A 19,027-nucleotide genomic window follows, 5' to 3' on the forward strand; every position below is an offset into this window, starting at 1 on the left:
GAGACGGCACCTTGTACGCAAGATGGTCACCGTGTCAGCAGGCCGCCATCGCATGCGTTCGAAACTCCACCTAGCAGCTGCCGCCGCGACGGCGACGGTGCTCGTCGTCACGACCGGCGTGTGGTTCGGCTATCGGGAGTTGGTCCAGTCCAACTGCTCGGGCGAGATCCGACTCGCGGTGGCGGTCGCCTCCGAGCTCGCCCCCGCGGTGGACGCCGCCGCGTCCCAGTGGGTCAAGGACGGCGCCGCGGTGGGCCCCACCTGCATCCGGGTCGACGTCTCCGCGTCCGACCCGGTCGACGTGGCGGCCGTGGTGGCGGCCAAGCACGGCGCGGTCCTCGCCGGTGTGGGGCAGGCCAGCGGCACCGCCGTCAGCCCGGACGTCTGGGTGCCGGACTCCTCGACCTGGCTGCTGCGGTTGAAGAAGGACGCGACAGCGTTCGCTCCGACCAACGGCGCGTCCATCGCGCGCAGCCCCATCGTGGTCGCGATGCCCGAGCCGATCGCCACCCGGCTGGGTTGGCCGGACAAGAAGTTCAACTGGACCGACCTGCTCAAGCAGGTGAACAACACGAGCGCGCCGCTGCGCACCGGGATCGTCGAGCCGACCCGTGACGCCGCCGGCCTGTCCGGCCTGCTCTCGCTGACCGCCGCCGCCAACGGCGCGGGTGGCGACGCTCAGCGCAACACCGTCGGCGCGCTTCGCGCACTGGCCACCGGCCGCTCCTCGCTGCGCAACGACCTGCTGGCCCGCTTCCCGACCGCCAACGACGCGACGTCGATCGCCAGCGGCCTCGGCGCGGCGGCGCTGTCCGAAGAAGACGTGATCGCGTACAACAGCAAGAAGCCACCGGTGCCGCTCGCCGCGCTCTACATGGAGCCGGCCCCGATGCCGCTGGACTACCCGTACGCGGTGCTGCCCGGCATCGAGCCGAGCAAGGCGTCCGCGGCCCGGGTGCTGTTCGAGCTGCTCACCAGCCCCTCCTTCCGGAACCGGCTCGCGGCGCAGTCGCTGCGCGCGCCGGACGGCAACTGGGGCGACGGCTTCAAGGCGCCGCAGGGCGCCCCGAGCCCGGCGGGCGGCGCGCCGACCGCGCCGGCGAACGGTGGCACCGCCGCGGGTGGGCTGGACCCGGCCGCGATCCAGCGCGTCGTCTCCAGCTGGTCGATCGCCACGCAGTCCGGTCGGATGCTTGCCGTCATCGACGTGTCCGGCTCGATGAAGGACCCGGTGCCCTCCGCCAACAACCGGAGCCGGGAGGAGGTCACCGTCGACGCGGCCCGTCGTGGCCTCGGCCTCTTCGACGACTCCTGGGCGATCGGCCTGTGGACCTTCTCCACAAAGCTGGTCGGCAACCGGGACTACCGGGAGCTGGTTCCCATCGGGCCGCTCTCCGGCCAGCGGGCCCAACTGGAGGGTGCGCTCGGCGGCGTCAAGCCCTCCAGCGGCGACACCGGCCTCTACGACACGATGCTGGCCGCGTACCAGGCGGTGCAGGAGAACTGGCAGCCCGGTCGGGTCAACTCGATCGTGCTGTTCACCGACGGCAAGAACGAGGACGACAACGGCCTCAACCAGCAGCAGCTGCTCGCCAAGCTCAAGCAGGCCGCCGATCCGGAGCGGCCGGTCCAGGTCATCATGATCGGCATCGGCGAGGGCGTCAGCAAGGCCGAGCTCGAGTCGATCACCAAGGTGACAGGTGGCGATGTCTTCGTCACCAAGGACCCGAGCGAGATCGGCAGCATCTTCCTCAGCGCCATCGCGCGGCGTCCGCCGGCACCGCGCTGAGCTGAGCTGACGCACAGAGGTCAGAGGCCTGCCTACCGGGGAACCGGTAGGCAGGCCTCTTTTTGGCTTCCAGGTTGAAGAAAAGTGACGGCAATACGTCCGAAGCAATCGGCCGCCATAGTTATCGAGGCAGGATGTCGACTGTTCCGGCATAGTCGGTCCGCCTCCGGTCCGACTCGTTGGCCGGGGCCATCCTGAGCAGAGTGGGAGGGCCGGGTGACCGCGGCGACACTGTTGACCCCCGCCACGACGGCGGAGCCGAACGACCATCGCACCGGGCTGGTGGCGCGCGCCGACGAGCGGTCCTACATCCGGGTCATGGTGGTCCTGGACACCACCGTGCTCATCATCGCGCTGCTCATCGGTTATGTCACCCGCTTCGGCGACGACCAGCCCGCCGGCTCCGAGATCCCGTACGTGCTGGTGGCCCCCGGGTTGGTGCTGGCCTGGCTGATCTCGCTCAAGGCGCTCGGCTGCTACGACGACCGGGTGATCGGCTACGGGGCGGACGAGTACCGGCGGGTCAGCTCCGCGAGCCTGCGCCTGGCCGGCGCGATAGCCATCATCGGCTACATCACCGACCTTGGTGTCTCGCGGGGCTTCCTGGGCATCTCCTTCGCGGTGGGCACCGTTGGGCTGGAGGTGGCGCGGTTCGCCGCCCGAAAGCGCCTGCACCGGGCCCGCTCGATGGGTGCCGGCTGGTCCCGCCGGGTGCTTGTGGTCGGTGACACCGCCCACGTGTTGGAGTTGGTGCACACGCTGCGCCGCGAGCCGTACGCCGGCTACCAGGTGGTCGGCGCGTGCATTCCGGACGCGCTGCTCGCACCGGTGGCGCAGCGACTGGGCGACGTGCCGGTGGTGGGGTCGTTCCGAGGTATCCCGGAGGCTGCCACCGCCATCGGCGCGGACACTGTCGCGGTGACCGCCTCCGGTGAGCTGACCGCGACCCGGCTGCGGCGCCTCGGCTGGCAGTTGGAGGGGACCGGCATCGACCTGGTCGTGGCACCGGCGCTGACCGACGTCGCCGGCCCGCGCATCCACACCCGCCCGGTTGCCGGCCTACCGCTGATCCACGTCGAGGCACCGGAGTTTCGCGGTGCGCGCAAGTTGGTGAAGGGCCTCGTCGACCGGTCGGCCTCGTCGCTGGCGTTGGCCGTGCTGATGCCGCTGATCGCGGTCATCGCCCTGGCGATCAAACTGGACAGTCGGGGTCCGGTGCTCTTCCGGCAGGTCCGCGTCGGCCGGGGCGGGCAGGAGTTCGGCGTGTTCAAGTTCCGCACCATGGTGATGAACGCCGACACGCTGCTCGCCGAGCTGACCGCGCGCAACGAGACCGACGGCCTGATGTTCAAAATGCGCCACGACCCCCGGGTCACCCGCGTCGGCCGGTTGTTGCGCAAGTGGTCGCTGGACGAGCTGCCGCAACTGGTGAACGTGCTGTTGGGTCAGATGAGCATGGTCGGACCCCGCCCGCCGCTGCCCTCGGAGGTGGCCCGCTACGACGGCGACGTGGCCCGGCGGCTGCTGGTCAAGCCCGGCATGACCGGGCTGTGGCAGGTTAGTGGCCGCTCCGACCTGAGCTGGGAGGACGGCATCCGGCTCGATCTCTACTACGTGGAAAACTGGTCCCTCGCCGCCGACCTCACCATTCTCTGGAAGACCTTCGGTGCGGTCCTGAATGGCCGCGGAGCGTACTGACGACCGCCGGTCACGGTTGCGGGCCGGTCCAGTCCAGGCAGACGACCACCGCGTCGTCGACCAGGTCACCGGCCACGAAGGCGCGCAGGTCACCGATCAGGGAGCGGACGGCGTCCAGTGGCTCCATCGGCCCGGTCCGCCGCAGGAACCGGTCCAGCGCCGTCTCGCCGTAGCGCATGTGCTGCCCGGTGGCCTCCACCACCCCGTCGCTGACGACGAAGACCCGGTCGCCGCGCTCCATCGGGAACTTCTGCTCGTGGTAGTCGGTCTCCTCGAACATGCCGAGTGGGAACTGCGCCTCCAGGGGCTGCTCGGTGACCTCCCCGTCCCGCAGCAGGACCAGCCGGGGTGAGCCGGCGTCGACCACTGTCATCATCCCGGACCGCAGGTCCAGCTCCATCAGCAACGCGGAGAGGTGCTGCTCGCCCCGGTACAGGTCGTAGAGTGCCTGGTCGGCGAGGGCGGCCTGGTCGGCCAGGCTCAGCCCGGCCCGACGCGCGTTGCGCAGCGCGTGGGTGGCCAACGAGGTGAGCAGGGAGGCGGCGACACCCTCGCCGGTGCCGTTGATTGTGGACAACCAGAGTCGCTGCCCGTCGTCGGACCAGTCGAAGCTGTCGCCGCGGACCGCGTACGCCGGCTCCAACTGCCCGGCCAGGCTGAACGAGGGACGGATCCGGCTGCGCCCGGGGAGCAGGTCCCACTGCATCTCGGCGGCCAGGGTGAGGCGCTGGGTGCGCCGCGCCGTCCGGTAGACGTCGGTGCCGGCGGAGACCGCCGCCACCTCGTGGGCGAGCGCGGTGGCGATGTCGGCAAGCTCGGCGAGGAGCTCCCGGTCGTCCGGGACGGGTGCCAGGCACAGCACCCCTCGACGCTCGCCACGCATGGTCACCGGGAACCAGGCGGTGCCGTCGGTCAGTATCGGCGACTGGTGGTCGAAGGCGCGCCAGGCGGGGTGCCCGGGGTTCGTGATCGAGTCACCCTCGGTGAGTGGCAGCAGCTCCGCGAGCCGGTAGTCGACCTGGTACAGCTCGACGTCGGTGATTGCGTACGACCGGGCGAGCACGTCTCCGATACCGCCGACGAGCCGGTCCGCCGGTGTCTCGTTCAGGGCGCGTCGTGCCTGACTGACCGGTTCGCTCATCGTCACTCCCTCGCTGCAAGCTCGACCACCAGTGGTTCCGGAGTAGTCTCGGGCCACCATGGCTGAACTCCACAGTTCGACGGACCCCGAGACGAGTATGGCTGCCGAGCTGGACGAGACGGCCGCTGCCCTGCTCGGCATCTGGGAATCCGCCCGGGAGGGGACGGCCGGCCGCGTCTCCGGTGCCCAACTACGGGCGGTGATGGTGGTGGAGCAGCACGACGGGATCAACCTGCGACGGCTGGCCACCCGGCTCGACATGCTGCTCAGCTCCGCCAGCCGCCTCTGCGACCGGCTGGTCGCCGCCGGCATGCTGGAGCGCGAGCCGGGCCGCTTCGACCGGCGGGAGATCTCGCTGCACCTCACCCCGGAGGGCCGCCGGCTCCTCGCTGAGCTGCGGGCCGACCGTCAGGCGCGGCTCGCCGTCGTGCTGGCCGGGATGAGCCTCGCAGGCCGCGACGCGCTGCGGGACGGCATGCGGGAATTCGACGAGGTCGCTCGCCAGCAGCGGGCACAGAGCACACCGGCGTCGGGTGACCCGACGGAGCCGGAGGGCTGGCCGGACGACCCGGACGGGCCCGGTGGGCGCTCGGGAGACTGGTCGATCGATCCGGACCGGCAGATCCGCACGGCCTGGGCGGATCAGTCGGGTGGCCCGGAACGGTCGATCGGCGTCAACCGGGACCGGCCGGCCGGCGGACCGCCGGTGGCGCGGACCGCCTGATCGCCTCGCTCAGCCGGAGCGGGCCAGCCAGCCGGCGGGCTGGGCGACGATCCGGCGGGCCACCGAGCCGGCGGCGCCCACCGCGGCGGCCTCCGCGCCGAGCGTCGACGGCCGGACCGTGACCGGCGACCAGGCGGCGGTGAGCACCCGACTTGCGATCTCGGCGAGCACCGGCGGGCACAGCCAGGGCGCCAGCGCCGCGTAACCGCCGCCGAGCACCACGGTGTCCAGGTCGAGCAGGTTGACGACACCGGCCACCGCGACACCGAGCGCCGTCCCGGCGTCGTGCAGCGCCCGCAGCGCGTCCGGGTCACCGGCCTCGGCCAGCTCGGCCAGTCGCGCTGTCGCGGTGTCCGCGGGGAGTTCCGTCCGGACCAGCCCGGCGGCGGTCACTATCGCCTCCTGGCCGGCGTACTGCTCCAGGCAGCCCTGTCCGCCGCAGCGGCACGGACGGCCTTCGGGGTGCACCGGGAGATGCCCGATCTCACCGCTCCAACCGCGAACGCCGCGGAACAGCGCGCCGTCCAGCACGATGCCGGCGCCGATGCCCACCTCTCCGGAGATGTGCAGGAAGCTGGCCGGGCCGGGTGGCCGGAAGTGCAGCTCACCGAGTGCGGCGAGGTTGGCCTCGTTGTCCACCACCAGCGCCGGGACGCCGGGCACCTGCTCGACAAGCGGAGGGTGCTCGGCGAGCAGCGCGGGCACCGGCACGTCGCGCCAGCCCAGGTTCGGCGCGAGCCGGACCATCCCGGTGTCGTCCACCAGACCGGGCACCGCGAGTGCGGCTCCGACCAGGGTGAGGCCCTCGCTGGCGGCGTCGTCGCGGGCCGCTCCGGCTATCTCGACCAGTTGGGCGAGGGCGTCCGCGGGGGCCACCGGGCGCAGGTCGGCCCGGTGTACGGTGCGGTGCCGGACCTGTCCGGCGAGGTCCACCACACAGACCGCCAGGTAGTCGACGTTGACCTCCAGGCCGAGCCCTGCTGGCCCCTGGTCGGCCAGGACGAGACCACGGGCCGGGCGGCCGGCGCCGGCGCGGGGCGCGGGGTCGGACTCGCTGACCAACTGGCCGGCGAGGAGGTCCTCGACCACCGCGGACACCGTGGCTCGGGTCAGACCGGTAGCGGTCGCCAGGTCGGCCCGGGACGGGGGTCGGTCGGCCGCGGCGATCCGGCCCAGGACCAGGGCGAGGTTGAGCTCGCGCAGACTGCCCTGACGGACCGCGCCGGCCGGGGCGTGGGTGAGGCTCACCCCTTGACAGTGCCATACGCTGAGCAAATAATTCAATCGCTGAACAAATAGCGGACAACACCACCCCGGAGGTCGCTCATGGCACCCCGTCCCACCCCCGCCGACAAGTTCTCCTTCGGCCTCTGGACCGTGGGCTGGCAGGCCCGCGACCCGTTCGGTGACGCGACCCGTCCCGAGCTCGACGCGGTCGAGGCGGTGCACCGGCTCGCCGAGCTGGGCGCGTACGGCATCACCTTCCACGACGACGACCTGATCCCGTTCGGCGTCGACGCCGCCACCCGGGACCAGCACATCGCCCGGTTCCGCAAGGCCCTCGACGAGACCGGCCTGGTGGTGCCGATGGTCACCACCAACCTCTTCACCCACCCGATCTTCAAGGACGGCGGCTTCACAAGCAACGACCGCGACGTCCGCCGGTACGCGCTGCGCAAGGTGCTGCGCCAGGTCGACCTGGCCGCCGAGCTGGGCGCCAGCACGTTCGTGATGTGGGGCGGCCGCGAGGGCTCCGAGTACGACCTCGCCAAGGACGTCCGCGCCGCGCTGGACCGCTACCGCGAGGCCGTCGACCTGCTCACCCAGTACAGCATCGACAAGGGCTACAACCTGCGCTTCGCGCTGGAGCCCAAGCCCAACGAGCCGCGCGGCGACATCCTGCTGCCCACCATCGGGCACGCGCTCGGCTTCATCTCCCAGCTGGCGCACCCGGAGATGGTCGGTCTCAACCCGGAGGTCGGCCACGAGCAGATGGCCGGGCTCAACTACGCCCACGGCATCGCCCAGGCGCTCTGGCAGGGCAAGCTGTTCCACCTGGACCTCAACGGCCAGCGCGGCATCAAGTACGACCAGGACCTGGTCTTCGGCCACGGTGACCTGATGAACGCGTTCGCCCTGGTGGACCTCCTGGAGAACGGCGGCCCGAACGGCGGCCCGTCCTACGACGGCCCCCGGCACTTCGACTACAAGCCCTCCCGGACCGAGGACATGGACGGTGTCTGGGCCTCGGCGGCGGCCAACATGAGCACGTACCTGCTGCTCAAGGAGCGGGCGGCGGCGTTCCGCGCCGACCCCGAGGTGGTCGAGGCGCTCGCCGCCAGCAAGGTCGGCGACCTGAACACGCCGACGCTCGGCGCGGGTGAGGGCTACGAGGAGTTCCTGGCCGACCGGTCCGCGTTCGAGGATGTCGACGTCGACGCGGTGGCCGCCCGGGGCTTCGCCTTCGTCCGGCTCAACCAGCTCGCCGTCGAGCACCTGCTCGGCGCCCGCTGAGGCCCCGCCATGCCGTTGGTCGCAGGCGTTGACTCGTCCACCCAGTCCTGCAAGGTGGTCATCCGGGACGCGGAGACCGGGGCTCTGCTGCGGCAGGGCCGGGCACCGCACCCGGACGGCACCGAGGTCGACCCGGAAGCCTGGTGGCAGGCGCTGCGCAGCGCCGTCGACCAGGCCGGTGGGTTGGCCGACGTGGCGGCGATCTCCGTCGCCGGCCAGCAGCACGGCATGGTGTGCCTCGACGAGGACGGCCGGGTGGTCCGCCCGGCGCTGTTGTGGAACGACACCCGATCCGCCGACGCCGCCGCCGACCTCGTCGAGGAGGCCGGCGGCGGCGCGGCCGGGCGTCGGTTCTGGGCCGAGGCCGCCGGCAGTGTCCCGGTGGCCAGCTTCACCATCACGAAACTGCGGTGGCTGGCCACCCACGAGCCGGAGGCGGCGGCCCGGGTGGCCGCCGTCTGCCTGCCGCACGACTGGCTGACGTGGCGGCTGACCGGCGCACCAGGGTTGGGCGCGCTGCGCACCGACCGTGGTGACGCCAGTGGCACCGGCTACTGGTCGCCGGCGACCGGCGACTACCGACCGGACCTGTTGGAACGGGGCTTCGGCCGGCAGTTGGTGCTGCCCGAGGTGCTCGGTCCGGCGGAGTCGGCCGGCAAGCTGGCCGACGAGCTGGGCGGGCCGGGCGGCGCGCTGCTCGGCGCGGGCACCGGGGACAACGCCGCCGCCGCGTTCGGCGTCGGCGCCGGCCCCGGTGACGTGGTCGTCTCGATCGGCACCTCCGGCACCGTGTTCAGCGTCGCCGACGTGCCGGCCGCCGACGAGAGCGGCGCGGTGGCGGGTTTCGCCGACGCGTCCGGTCGTTTCCTGCCGCTGGTCTGCACGCTCAACGCGGCCCGGGTGCTGGACGCCGCCGCCGCGCTGCTCGGCGTCAGCCTGGACGAGTTGGCCGACCTGGCGCTCTCCGCGCCAGCCGGCGCGGACGGGCTGGTCATGGTGCCCTACCTGGAGGGTGAGCGGACGCCGAACCGACCGCTCGCCACCGGCGCGGTGCACGGGCTGACCCTGCGCACGTCGACCCCCGCGCACCTGGCGCGGGCCGCCGTGGAGGGCATGCTCTGCGCGCTCGCCGACGGCCTGGACGCGCTGACCGCGCAGGGCGCCACCGTTCGCCGGGTCATCCTGGTCGGCGGCGGAGCCCGGTCGGCCGCGGTGCGTCGGATCGCCCCGCAGGTCTTCGGCTGTCCGGTCGTCGTGCCGCCGGCCGGGGAGTACGTCGCCGACGGCGCCGCCCGGCAGGCCGCCTGGGTCGCCCTGGGCGGCCCGACGCCGCCGCTCTGGGCGGTCGAGGGCACCGAGGAGTACGCGGCCGAGCCGGTCCCCGCCGTCCGCGACCAGTACGCGGCGGCTCGCGGACTGGTCCTCGACCGGCGCTGACCGTTCCGATCGACGCGGGTGGGTGCCGGGGCCAGCTGACCGGCACCCACCCGCATGACGGACCCCTCGGCGGAGTCTGGTTGGCTGCCGGTCATGACGGTGACCAGTGGCGGGCCCGGTCAGGGCGGGGCGAAGCCCGGCCAACGCCCGCACGGCCGGGGCGGTGGCCCCGCGCACCGGCTGTACAGCGTCGTGGTGTTCGTGGTGCTCGCCTCGCTGGACAACGTGGCGATCGGGCTGGTCCCGCCGCTGTACGGCCCGATCGCCGACGCGTTCGACGTGTCCGGGCGCCTGCTCGGCCTGGTCACCGCGGCCAGCTTCCTGGTCAGCGCGGTGGCAGCGGTCGGCTGGGCATACGTCGGTGACCGGACCAACCGCAAGCCGCTGCTCGTGGTGGGCACGCTGCTCTGGGCGGCCGGCACCGGCGGCAGCGCGCTCGCCGACGGCTACCTGACCTTCCTGGCCGCGCAGCTGGTCGCGGCGGTCGGCCTCGGCGCGGTCGGCTCGGTGGGTTTCTCCGTGGTCACCGACCTGATCTCACCGACCCGGCGTGGGGTGGTGATGAGCTTCTGGGGCCTCTCCCAGGGGGTCGGCACCCTGGCGGGCACGCTCGTCGGCGGGCTGCTCGGGGCAACCGACTGGCGGCGGCCGTTCCTGATCCTGACCGGCGTCGGCCTGGTCGCCACAGTGGCCTACCTCTTCACGTACGACATCCGGCGTGGCCAGAGCGAGCCGGAACTGGCCGACCGGCTGGACGCCGGCGCCGAGTACGACTATCGGATCAGCCGCGCCGACCTGCCGCGCATCCTGGCCCGACGGACCAACCGGTGGCTGATCCTGCAGGGTCTGACCGCGCAGGCCGCGTTCGGCTCACTGGTCTGGCTGCCGGTGCTCTTCGCCGAACGGGCCGAGGCCCAGGGCTACTCGCCGTCGACAGCGGTGGTGGTGGGCAGCGTCTTCGCCACACTGTTCCAACTCGGCGGGGTGCTGTCCATCGTGGGCGGTCTGATCGGCGACGCGGTGCAACGGCGTACCCCCGGGGGTCGGGCGTTGGTCGCCGCGATCGGCATCCTCGCCGCGCTGCCGTTCTACCTGGTGTTGTTCTTCGTCCCGGTGACCATCGACGTGCCCGACGGTGCCAGCGGCGGCGCGGTAGTGGGCGCGGTGCTGGCCAGTGTGTTCACCGAGCCGTCGGTGGGCCTGAGCCTGCTCACCGCGGTCGTGGCGCTCGCGCTGACCTCCGCCAACTCGCCGAACTGGTTCGCGCTGATCGCCGACGTGAACCCGCCGGAGCACCGGGGCACCGTCTACAGCCTGGGCAACCTGGTAAACGGGGTCGGTCGCGCGGCTGGCAACGGGTTGGTCGGGGTGGCGTTCCAGGGGCTGCGGGCGGCATTCCCGCCGCCGTTGAACTTCGCCGTCGGGTTGGCCGCGTTCCAGCTCTTCTTCATCCCCACCGGCGTCATGTACTGGCTCGCCTCGCGGACCTCACCAGCGGACATCGACAACGTGCACGACCTGCTGCACACCCGCGCCAACCGCCTCTGACCCGCGCCGTCAGGCCGCCCCCACCGCCCGCCCCCGACCCCACGCGCGCCCTGATCCGCGCAACATCAGGGAAAGTGCCGCCTCGGGCGAGCGTGAGGGGCCAAGATCCCTGATGTTGCGCGGATCTTGGCCCCGCACGGGCTCGGCGCGCGATCAGCCGCGCAGCCACACCGTCACGTCGGTGGGGACCGTGCCGTCGTCGTTCAGGGGCGCGCTGGCGGCGAGCACCTCGGCACCGGCCGGCACGGGCACCGACGCCGCGCCGAAGTTGGTAAGCACTGTCAGCTCCCCGTTGCGGAAGGTCAGCGACTCGTCGCCGGAGGACACCCACTCCAGGGTGCCGCGACCCAGCCCGTGCTCGCGGCGCAGCCGCAGAGCCGTGCGGTACAGCTCGTACGTCGAGCCGGGCACGTCGCGCTGGCGGTCCAGCGCGTACTCCGCCCAGAGCGCGGGCTGCGGCAGCCAGCTCGCGTCGGTGGGCCCGAAGCCGTACGACGGGGCGTCGGCCTCCCACGGGATCGGCACCCGGCAGCCGTCCCGGCCGCGCTGGGTGTGCCCGGTGCGCGCCCAGGTCGGGTCCTGCCGGGCCTCGTCGGGCAGCGTGGTGTGCTCGGGCAGCCCCAGCTCCTCGCCCTGGTACAGGTAGGCCGAGCCGGGCAGGGCGAGCATCAGCAGGGTGGCCGCCCGGGCCCGGCGCAGGCCGAGCGCGGCGTCCGGCTGCGGGTCGCCGATGCCGATGCCGTTGGGCCGTACGGTGCCGATCGGCAGGCCGAGCCGGGAGGCGTGCCGCACCACGTCGTGGTTGGACAGCACCCAGGTGGTCGGCGCGCCGACCGAGTCGGTCGCCTCCAGCGAGCGGGTGATCACCGCGTACTGGGCCGGTGCGGTCCACGCGGCGAGCAGGTACTCGAAGTTGAACGCCTGGTGCATCTCGTCCGGGCGGACGTAGCGGGCCAGCCGCTCGGCCGGCTCCACCCATGCCTCGGCGACCAGCACCCGTTCACCGGGGTAGCTGTCGAGAACCTGGCGCCACTGCCGGTAGATCTCGTGCACGCCCTCCTGGTCCCACATCGGCGGGCGTGGCTTGTCGACCTCGTTGCCGGAGAGGATCTCCTGTGGTTCCTGCCAGTCGGCCAGGTCGGCCTGCTTGATCAGGCCGTGCGCCACGTCCACCCGGAAGCCGTCCACCCCACGGTCGAGCCAGAACCGCAGCACGTCCAGGAACTCCGCGTGCACCTCCGGGTTGTCCCAGTTGAGGTCCGGCTGGCCGGTGTCGAACAGGTGCAGGTACCACTGGCCGGGTTGCCCGTCGGCGTCCACCGTCCGGGTCCAGGCCGGGCCGCCGAAGACGCTCTGCCAGTCGTTCGGCGGCTGGTCGCCGGCCGGTCCGTGGCCGTCCCGGAAGATGTACCGGGACCGTTCCGGGCTGCCGGGCGCGGCGGGCAGCGCCGCCTGGAACCAGCGGTGCGCGGACGAGGTGTGGTTGGGAACCAGGTCGACGATCACCCGCAGGCTGCGGGACCGGGCCTCGGTGATCAGCTTGTCCGCGTCGGCGAGGGTGCCGAACAGCGGGTCGATGTCGCGGTAGTCGGCCACGTCGTAGCCGGCATCGGCCTGCGGCGACGGGTAGAAGGGGGAGAGCCACACCGCGTCCACACCCAGCTCGACAAGGTGGTCGAGGCGAGCGGTGATGCCGGGCAGGTCACCGATCCCGTCGCCGTCCGAGTCGGCGAACGAGCGGGGGTAGATCTGGTAGATGGTCGCCTCGGTCCACCAGCCGGTGACCGGGTGACCGGGGGAGTTCTGCTGCGTCGGATCGGTGTTCAGGGTCTTCTCCCGTGTCGAGCTGTGGGTGGACTGCCGGTGGTGCTACCGCCGGCCGCGTCGCCGCCCGCCGCCGGCCGGCGGCGGCGGATGGTGAAGTTTTCAGTGTGCCCGGGGTGGTGCGGTCGAGTCCCGCACCACCAACCGAGTGGGCAGGATCACCGGTGTGTCGTAGCCGGCGTTCCGTTGACCCACGACGGGGCCCGGAGGGCGTGCCCCGAGCGGGTCGAGCAACATCCGGGCGGCGAGCCGGCCCTGCTCGGCGGCGGGCTGGGCGACGGTGCTGAGCCCCAGCACACCGGCCAGGTCGTGGTTGTCGATGCCGATCACGCTGACGTCCTGCGGCACCCGCAGTCCGGCGTCGCGTACCGCGGTCATCGCCCCCATCGCCATCTCGTCGCAGGCGGCGACGATAGCGGTCGGCGGCTCGCCACTGGCCAGCAGCTCGGCGGCGGCCCGGTTGCCGCCGTCGATGGTGAAGGTGGACTCGACATCCAGGCTCGGGTCGGGACGCAGGCCGGCGGAGCGTAGCTCCGCCTGGTAGCCGCGGCGTCGGTCGAGGTGGGTGGTGAAGGCCAACTCGTCGTCCGGGTCGCCGGAGATGTGCGCGATCCGGTGGTGGCCGAGGTCGATCAGGTGCCGGGTGGCGGCACGGGCGGCCGCGACGTCGTCGATCCGTACGCAGGGCCAGTTGGGCACCCTGCTGCCCGAGCTGATGGTCACCCCGGGCAGTTCCAGGGTGGCGAGCGCGGTCAGGTCGGCCGGCCGCAGTGGCGTGGCGACAAGCATCATGGCGTCCACCCGCTTGTGCAGGTTGGCCGTGCGCAGCACCCGTTGGCGGACCTGTTCCCGTCCTCCCAGGTTGTAGAGCAGCAGGTCGTAGCCGGACTGGTGGAGGTACTCCTCGACCGCCTCGACGACGGTGCTGAAGAACCAGCGGGTGATCCGGGGGACCACCACCGCGACAGTGCCGGTCCGGCCACCGGCGAGCCGGGACGCGCTCGGTGAGACCGCGTAGTCGAGTTGCTCGGCGGCGGCGAGCACCCGGTGCCGGGTGGCGGCGGAGACCGTCGGGAGCCCGCGCAGGGCCCGCGAGACGGTGGCCGTGGACACACCGGCCAGCCGGGCCACGTCATCGATTTTCGTCACGGTTCCCCCGCTCGGTGCCTGGAGCGCCCGCCGCCGCCCGAGGGGCCAGGCGGCGGCGGGCAAGCGGGTCAGCCCTTGACGCTGCCGGCGAGCAGACCTCGCACGAAGAAGCGCTGCAGGGACAGGAAGACAATGAGCGGTACGACGATGGAGACGAACGCGCCGGCGGTGAGCCGCTGCCACTCGTTGCCCCGGGTGCCGGCCATCTCGGCGAGCCGAACGGTGAGCGGGGCGGTCTCGTTGCCGCCACCGGCGAAGATCAGCGCGACCAGCAGGTCGTTCCACACCCAGAGGAACTGGAAGATGCCGAACGCCGCCAGCGCCGGAACGATCAACGGCAGCACGATGGTGCGGAAGATCTTCGGGTGGGTTGCCCCGTCGACCCGGGCCGCCTCCATCAGGTCTGCGGGCAGCTGCGAGATGAAGTTGTGCAGGAGGAAGACGGCGAACGGGAGCGCGAAGCAGGTGTGGGCGAACCACACCTGGGCGAACTTCTGCTCGTCGACCAGGTCCCAGGCCGGCATCACTGTCACGCCGCCGAGGGTGACGCCGGTGGAGAAGAACTTCAGCAGCGGCACCAGGGCCATCTGCAACGGCACGATCTGCAGCGCGAAGATCGCGATGTAGAGCCAGTCCCGGCCGCGGAAGTTGATCCACGCCAGCGCGTACGCGGCGAGTGAGGCGAAGGCGAGCGGGAAGAGCACCGACGGGAGGGTGATCGCCAGCGAGTTGATGAAGTAGCTGGCGAGCTGCCCGGAGGACGACGAGCCTCCGAACAGCACCTCCTGGTAGTTCTCCAACGTGAACTGTGGGTTGGTGAAGGCCGTCCACCAGCCGGTGGTCTTGATCTCGTCCTCCGGTCGGAGGGAGGAGACGAGCAGGCCGAAGGTCGGGATGGTCCACACCACCGCGATGACGATCGAGATGAGCGTCGCGGTACGGCTGTTCAACCGCTTGCGAACCCGCCCGGCGGTGGAGGTGGGGCCATCGGTCTTCTGTGTGCCGACGGCGACGGTGGGCGTTGCGGTCGTCATCTCAGCCCTCCCGCTGCTGACGGAGGTTGCGGATCTGGTAGATCACGACCGGGATGACCAGGATGAAGAGGAAGACCGCGAGCGCGGAGCCCTGACCGTTCTGGCCGTACCGGAACGCCTGGTTGTACATCTCGCTGGCGATCACGCTGGTGTCGTAGTTGCCGTTTGTCGAGGTCCGAACGATGTCGAAGACCTTGAGCGTGGCGATCGTGAGCGTCACCACCACGACGATCAGCGCCGGCCGGATGCTCGGCATGGTGATCTGCCAGAACATCTGCCACGGGCTGACCCCGTCGAGCCGGGCAGCTTCGACGATGTCGCCGGGGATGGCCTTGATCGCGGCGGAGAGCACCACCATGGCGAAACCGGCCTGGATCCAGACCATGATGACGATCAGCAGCAGCGTGTTCAGTGGTGATTCGAGCAGCCACTGCTTCGGCTCACCGCCGACGCTGACCACGATCTGGTTGAGCAGACCGATCTGGTCGCCCTCACCGCGGTAGGCGTAGACGAACTTCCAGATGATGCTGGCGCCGACGAAGGAGATCGCCATCGGCAGGAAGATCAGGGACTTCGCCACCGCCTCGAACCGGGCCTTGTCCACCAGGATGGCGTAGATCAGGCCGAACGCGGTCGCCACCAGCGGGACTAGGACTACCCAGACCAGGGTGTTGATCAGGACCCGGACGATCGAGTCGTCGGAGAACATCCAGCCGTAGTTGCGCAGCCCCACCCAGTTGGTGCTGCTCCCGTCCATCAGGGAGAGCAGCAGGGTGCGGATGGCCGGCACGACCAGGCCGATGAGGAGCAGCAGCAGCGTGGGCAGCAGGAAGAAAAGGGCGAAAATGCCCTCCCGCTGCTTGGGCCGCCGGGTGATCGTCGCCCCACTCACGGACGCGGCGACGAGTTGGGCCTCCCGCCGCCGGGCGAACCAGGCTGGCACCACGTCGAGCAGCAGAAGCAGACCGCCTACCACCACCACGAAGGCGACCAGCCCGTACATCAGCATGAGGAGCTTCGGCTGCTCAGCGGCGAAGTCGAACTCCATCAACCCTCCCTCTTGGGTCCAGATCCGCCGGTGGGCCGGCCCGCGGGTGCGGACCGGCCCACCGTTCAGATCACTTCCAGCTGCTCTCGATGCCCTGGAGCACCGACGCGGTGTCCTTGCCGTTGATCCACTCGACCATGCCCTTCCAGAACGTTCCCGCGCCGACGGCTGCCGGCATCAGGTCGGATCCGTCGAAGCGGAAGGTGCCGGTCTTGTCCTGGAGGATCTGGACGGAGAGCTTGTCGATCGGGCTGGCCACGTTGGCGATGTCCAGCTTGTTGTTCGCCGTGACCCAGTTGCCGAGCTTCGCGCGGCTGTTCACGTACTCGGCCGAAGCCAGGTAGGTCTGCACCGCCTGGACCTCGGGACGGTCGGTGTAGCCGACGACGAACTCGCCAGCGCCCAGCACCGGCTTGCCGTTGGCCGGGTCGATGGCCGGGAAGTAGAAGGCGAACGCGTCGCCGTCCTCGGCCACCTTGGTGCCCTTGGGGAACTGGTTGGCGTAGAAGGACGCCTGGCGGTGCATCGCGCACTTGCCGGTGGTGACGGGCAGGCCGGCCTCACCGAAAGCGGTGGTGCCGATGCTCTTCACCCCACCGAAGCCGCCGTTCATGTACTTCTCGTTCTTCAGGATGGTGCCGGCGCGGTTGACCGCGTCGATGATCTTCGGGTCGTTGAACGGGATGGCGTGGGTGGTCCACTGGTCGTAGACCTCGGGACCCTGGGTCCGCAGGATCACGTCCTCGATCCAGTCGGTGGCCGGCCAACCGGTGGCGTCACCGGACTCGATGCCGGCGCACCACGGCTTGATGCCGCTGGCCGCGATCTTGTCGCTGAGGGCGATGAGCTGGTCCCAGGTCGTCGGAACCTCCCAGCCCTTCTCCTTGAAGAGCTTCGGCGAGTACCAGACGAAGGACTTCACGTTGGCGCCGAGCGGCACGCCGTAGAGGGTGCCGTTCACGGTGCCGTACTTCAGCCAGTCGGCCGGCATGTTCTGCTCGGCGAGGGCCTTGGTGTCGGCGCCGAGGGACTTCAGCTTGCCGGCGTCGGCGAACCGCTTGACCAGACCGGGCTGGGGCACGAACGCCAGGTCGGGCGCGTTGCCGCCGTCGACCCGGACGGGGAGCTGCGCCTCGAACTCGGCGTTGCCCTCGTAGTCGATCTCGATGCCGGTGCAGTCCTCGAACGACTTCCAGGAGTTCCTGAGCAGGTCGGCCTCGGCGTCACGGATGGACGCGTAGATGGAGACCTTCTTGCCGTCGTGGCCCTCGTACTTGTCGTACGCGGCGCACTCCGCGGATCCCGCCTTGTCGCTCTTCTTGTCATTGCCGGTACCGCAGGCGGTGGCGCTGAGCGCCAGCCCGAGTGCACCGGCGATCACGAGGGCCTGGCGTGGTCTGGTGAAGACCGCCATGCCGTCCTCCTTCCTAGCCGGCGCGGTCGTGCTGGTGACCCGTCGCCGGTCCGATTGGGCGTGCACACATGTAAGCGCTTGCATCCGGCGCGGTCCACCCCCTGGCAGACACGAGCGAGTAACAATCCGGAAACCTGCGGGTTGCCTGGTGGGCGCGCTCCCGGTACACGCTGGGGACTCTTTCGAAGATTGACGATATCTGTCAGGCTGAGCGGACCGGATCGAAGGTTTTCGACATAGGAGGAGCTGCATGCGTAAGCGGTGGATGAGCCTGCTGGTGACGGGTCTGCTCGTCGGGGGAGCACTGGTGCCGGCGAGCCCGGCGCTGGCCGCGCCGACCTTCAAGGTGCCTTTCCCGTGCGGCCAGTCCTGGTCCGGCCAGACCAGGTCGGATCACAGCCCGGCGAACGCCGTCGACTTCAACCGCACCGACGACGTCGGCGACCCGGTGGTGGCCAGCGCCCCCGGCACCGTCGACCGGGTGACCGACCTCGGCGGCACCAGTTACGGCAAGTACGTCCGAATCAACCACGGTGGCGGCTACAGCACCTACTACGCGCACCTCAACGGCTTCAACGTCTCGGTCGGGCAGACGGTCGCCTACGGCAAGGTGCTCGGCTGGGTCGGCAGCACCGGAGGCTCGACCGGCCCACACCTGCACTACGAGCAGCGCCTCAACGGCGCCGACATCCAGGTCCGCTTCAACGGCGCCCTCGGGCTGTACTGGGGCACCAAGACCTACACCAGTGACAACGGGTGCTCCTCGGGCGGCGGCAACGGCACTGTCGACACCAGCGGCACCCCGTTGACCGTCCGCTCCGGCCCCGGCACCGGGTACGCCTCGGTGGGCACCGTCGCCGACGGCACCCGGGTGACCATCGCCTGCCAGACCAGTGGCACCACTGTCACCGGCACCTACGGCACCAGCTCGATCTGGGACCGCATCGGCTCCGGTCGGTACATCGCCGACGCGTACGTGTACACCGGATCGGACGGCTACATCCCCGGCGTGCCCCGCTGCTGACCCGGGCAGGGCCACGGTCCCCGGCGGTCGACACCGCCGGGGACCGGTCGGTCAGGAGTTCAGCTGCCAGATCGACAGGTTCAACGCGGCGGCGAAGGTGACCCAGGCCCAGTAGGGCAGCAGCAGCGCGGCCGCCACCCGGGACACCCGGGCGAACAGCACCACGGTGAGCCCGATGGCCAGCCACATCACCACGATCTCGGCGAACGCCAGCCCGTACCGCCCCGCGCCGAAGAACAGCGGGGTCCAGATGGCGTTGAGCACCAGCTGGGCGCTCCACGCCCAGACGGCGGCGGTGCAGCCGACCCGCCGCCACACCAGCCAGCCGGCCACGGCGATCAGCGCGTAGAGCAGCGACCAGACCGGGCCGAACAGCCAGGAGGGCGGCGCCCAGTCGGGCTGCCGCAGGCTCGCGTACTCGTCGGTGGTGCCCTGCACCCCCAGCCCGCCGATCGCGGCCGCGACGAAGACGGTAGCGGCGAAGCCCAGGAGAGCCCACCACCGCCGCCGCCCGGAGGTCCTCGACGCGTTCTGAGATATCTCCATGGTCGAGATAATTTCCACCACGTGTCAGCTCAAACCGCCAGTGGTGTAGAGGCACCCCAACACCCGGGCCGGCCCCCACCGCCACCAGCGCGGACCTGTAGAGCTGCCCCACCAGTGAACCGTCGCCCGGCGCGGCC

The 19,027-nt window shown here is 71.1% G+C and carries 15 protein-coding genes; 7 read left to right on the forward strand and 8 right to left on the reverse strand.

What is annotated here, in order from left to right; all coding sequences use genetic code 11:
* Positions 1-31: 31 nt before the first annotated feature.
* Entirely contained in the window at positions 32-1,789 is a 1,758-nt protein-coding gene (locus ABZU25_RS09785; RefSeq protein ID WP_355028928.1) for a substrate-binding domain-containing protein, read from the forward strand.
* A gap of 231 nt (positions 1,790-2,020) precedes the next feature.
* Entirely contained in the window at positions 2,021-3,487 is a 1,467-nt protein-coding gene (locus ABZU25_RS09790; RefSeq protein ID WP_355029033.1) for a sugar transferase, read from the forward strand.
* Positions 3,488-3,497: 10 nt separating this feature from the next.
* Here the strand turns inward: ABZU25_RS09790 and ABZU25_RS09795 are convergent, their stop codons facing one another.
* Positions 3,498-4,628: a PP2C family protein-serine/threonine phosphatase gene (locus ABZU25_RS09795; RefSeq protein ID WP_355028929.1), complete on the reverse strand. Its 1,131-nt coding sequence runs from the start codon at positions 4,626-4,628 to the stop codon at positions 3,498-3,500.
* A gap of 58 nt (positions 4,629-4,686) precedes the next feature.
* On the opposite strand from ABZU25_RS09795, the gene ABZU25_RS09800 reads away from it, so the two are divergent.
* Positions 4,687-5,352 (forward strand): MarR family transcriptional regulator, encoded by a 666-nt coding sequence (locus ABZU25_RS09800; RefSeq protein WP_355028930.1) that lies wholly within the window; start codon positions 4,687-4,689, stop codon positions 5,350-5,352.
* Between the two features lie 9 nt (positions 5,353-5,361).
* On the opposite strand, the gene ABZU25_RS09805 is transcribed toward ABZU25_RS09800, so the two are convergent.
* The gene (locus ABZU25_RS09805) at positions 5,362-6,600 is read right to left on the reverse strand and encodes an ROK family transcriptional regulator (RefSeq protein ID WP_355028931.1); all 1,239 of its coding nucleotides are present in this window, start codon (positions 6,598-6,600) and stop codon (positions 5,362-5,364) included.
* 78 nt (positions 6,601-6,678) lie between these two features.
* On the opposite strand from ABZU25_RS09805, the gene xylA reads away from it, so the two are divergent.
* From xylA to ABZU25_RS09820, 3 genes are all read left to right on the forward strand, one after another.
* On the forward strand, positions 6,679-7,866 hold the full coding sequence (xylA, locus tag ABZU25_RS09810) for a xylose isomerase (protein WP_355028932.1): 1,188 nt from the start codon (positions 6,679-6,681) through the stop codon (positions 7,864-7,866).
* Positions 7,867-7,875: 9 nt separating this feature from the next.
* The gene (xylB, locus tag ABZU25_RS09815) at positions 7,876-9,303 is read left to right on the forward strand and encodes a xylulokinase (protein WP_355028933.1); all 1,428 of its coding nucleotides are present in this window, start codon (positions 7,876-7,878) and stop codon (positions 9,301-9,303) included.
* 93 nt (positions 9,304-9,396) lie between these two features.
* Entirely contained in the window at positions 9,397-10,851 is a 1,455-nt protein-coding gene (locus ABZU25_RS09820) for an MFS transporter (protein WP_355028934.1), read from the forward strand.
* 153 nt (positions 10,852-11,004) lie between these two features.
* On the opposite strand, the gene ABZU25_RS09825 is transcribed toward ABZU25_RS09820, so the two are convergent.
* The 5 genes from ABZU25_RS09825 to ABZU25_RS09845 all read right to left on the reverse strand — a co-directional run bounded on the left by ABZU25_RS09825 (position 11,005) and on the right by ABZU25_RS09845 (position 17,320).
* Entirely contained in the window at positions 11,005-12,678 is a 1,674-nt protein-coding gene (locus tag ABZU25_RS09825) for a glycoside hydrolase family 13 protein (protein ID WP_355029034.1), read from the reverse strand.
* A 99-nt stretch (positions 12,679-12,777) separates the two neighbouring features.
* The gene (locus ABZU25_RS09830) at positions 12,778-13,824 is read right to left on the reverse strand and encodes a LacI family DNA-binding transcriptional regulator (RefSeq protein ID WP_355028935.1); all 1,047 of its coding nucleotides are present in this window, start codon (positions 13,822-13,824) and stop codon (positions 12,778-12,780) included.
* Between the two features lie 68 nt (positions 13,825-13,892).
* Positions 13,893-14,858: a carbohydrate ABC transporter permease gene (locus tag ABZU25_RS09835; protein ID WP_355028936.1), complete on the reverse strand. Its 966-nt coding sequence runs from the start codon at positions 14,856-14,858 to the stop codon at positions 13,893-13,895.
* 1 nt (position 14,859) lies between these two features.
* A complete protein-coding gene (locus ABZU25_RS09840) occupies positions 14,860-15,906 on the reverse strand; it encodes a sugar ABC transporter permease (RefSeq protein WP_355028937.1) in 1,047 nt (348 codons plus the stop codon).
* Positions 15,907-15,976: 70 nt separating this feature from the next.
* Positions 15,977-17,320, reverse strand: a complete 1,344-nt coding sequence (locus tag ABZU25_RS09845) for an ABC transporter substrate-binding protein (RefSeq protein WP_355028938.1) — start codon at positions 17,318-17,320, stop codon at positions 15,977-15,979.
* A 250-nt stretch (positions 17,321-17,570) separates the two neighbouring features.
* Here ABZU25_RS09845 and ABZU25_RS09850 point away from each other — a divergent pair, with 250 nt between their 5' ends.
* Positions 17,571-18,344, forward strand: coding sequence for a peptidoglycan DD-metalloendopeptidase family protein (locus tag ABZU25_RS09850; RefSeq protein WP_355028939.1), 774 nt, complete (start codon positions 17,571-17,573; stop codon positions 18,342-18,344).
* A 51-nt stretch (positions 18,345-18,395) separates the two neighbouring features.
* On the opposite strand, the gene ABZU25_RS09855 is transcribed toward ABZU25_RS09850, so the two are convergent.
* Positions 18,396-18,890: a TspO/MBR family protein gene (locus ABZU25_RS09855; RefSeq protein ID WP_355028940.1), complete on the reverse strand. Its 495-nt coding sequence runs from the start codon at positions 18,888-18,890 to the stop codon at positions 18,396-18,398.
* Between the last annotated feature and the right edge of the window lie 137 nt (positions 18,891-19,027).

The organism is Micromonospora sp. NPDC005215 (assembly GCF_040607915.1).
In the GTDB taxonomy this organism is placed as follows: domain Bacteria; phylum Actinomycetota; class Actinomycetes; order Mycobacteriales; family Micromonosporaceae; genus Micromonospora.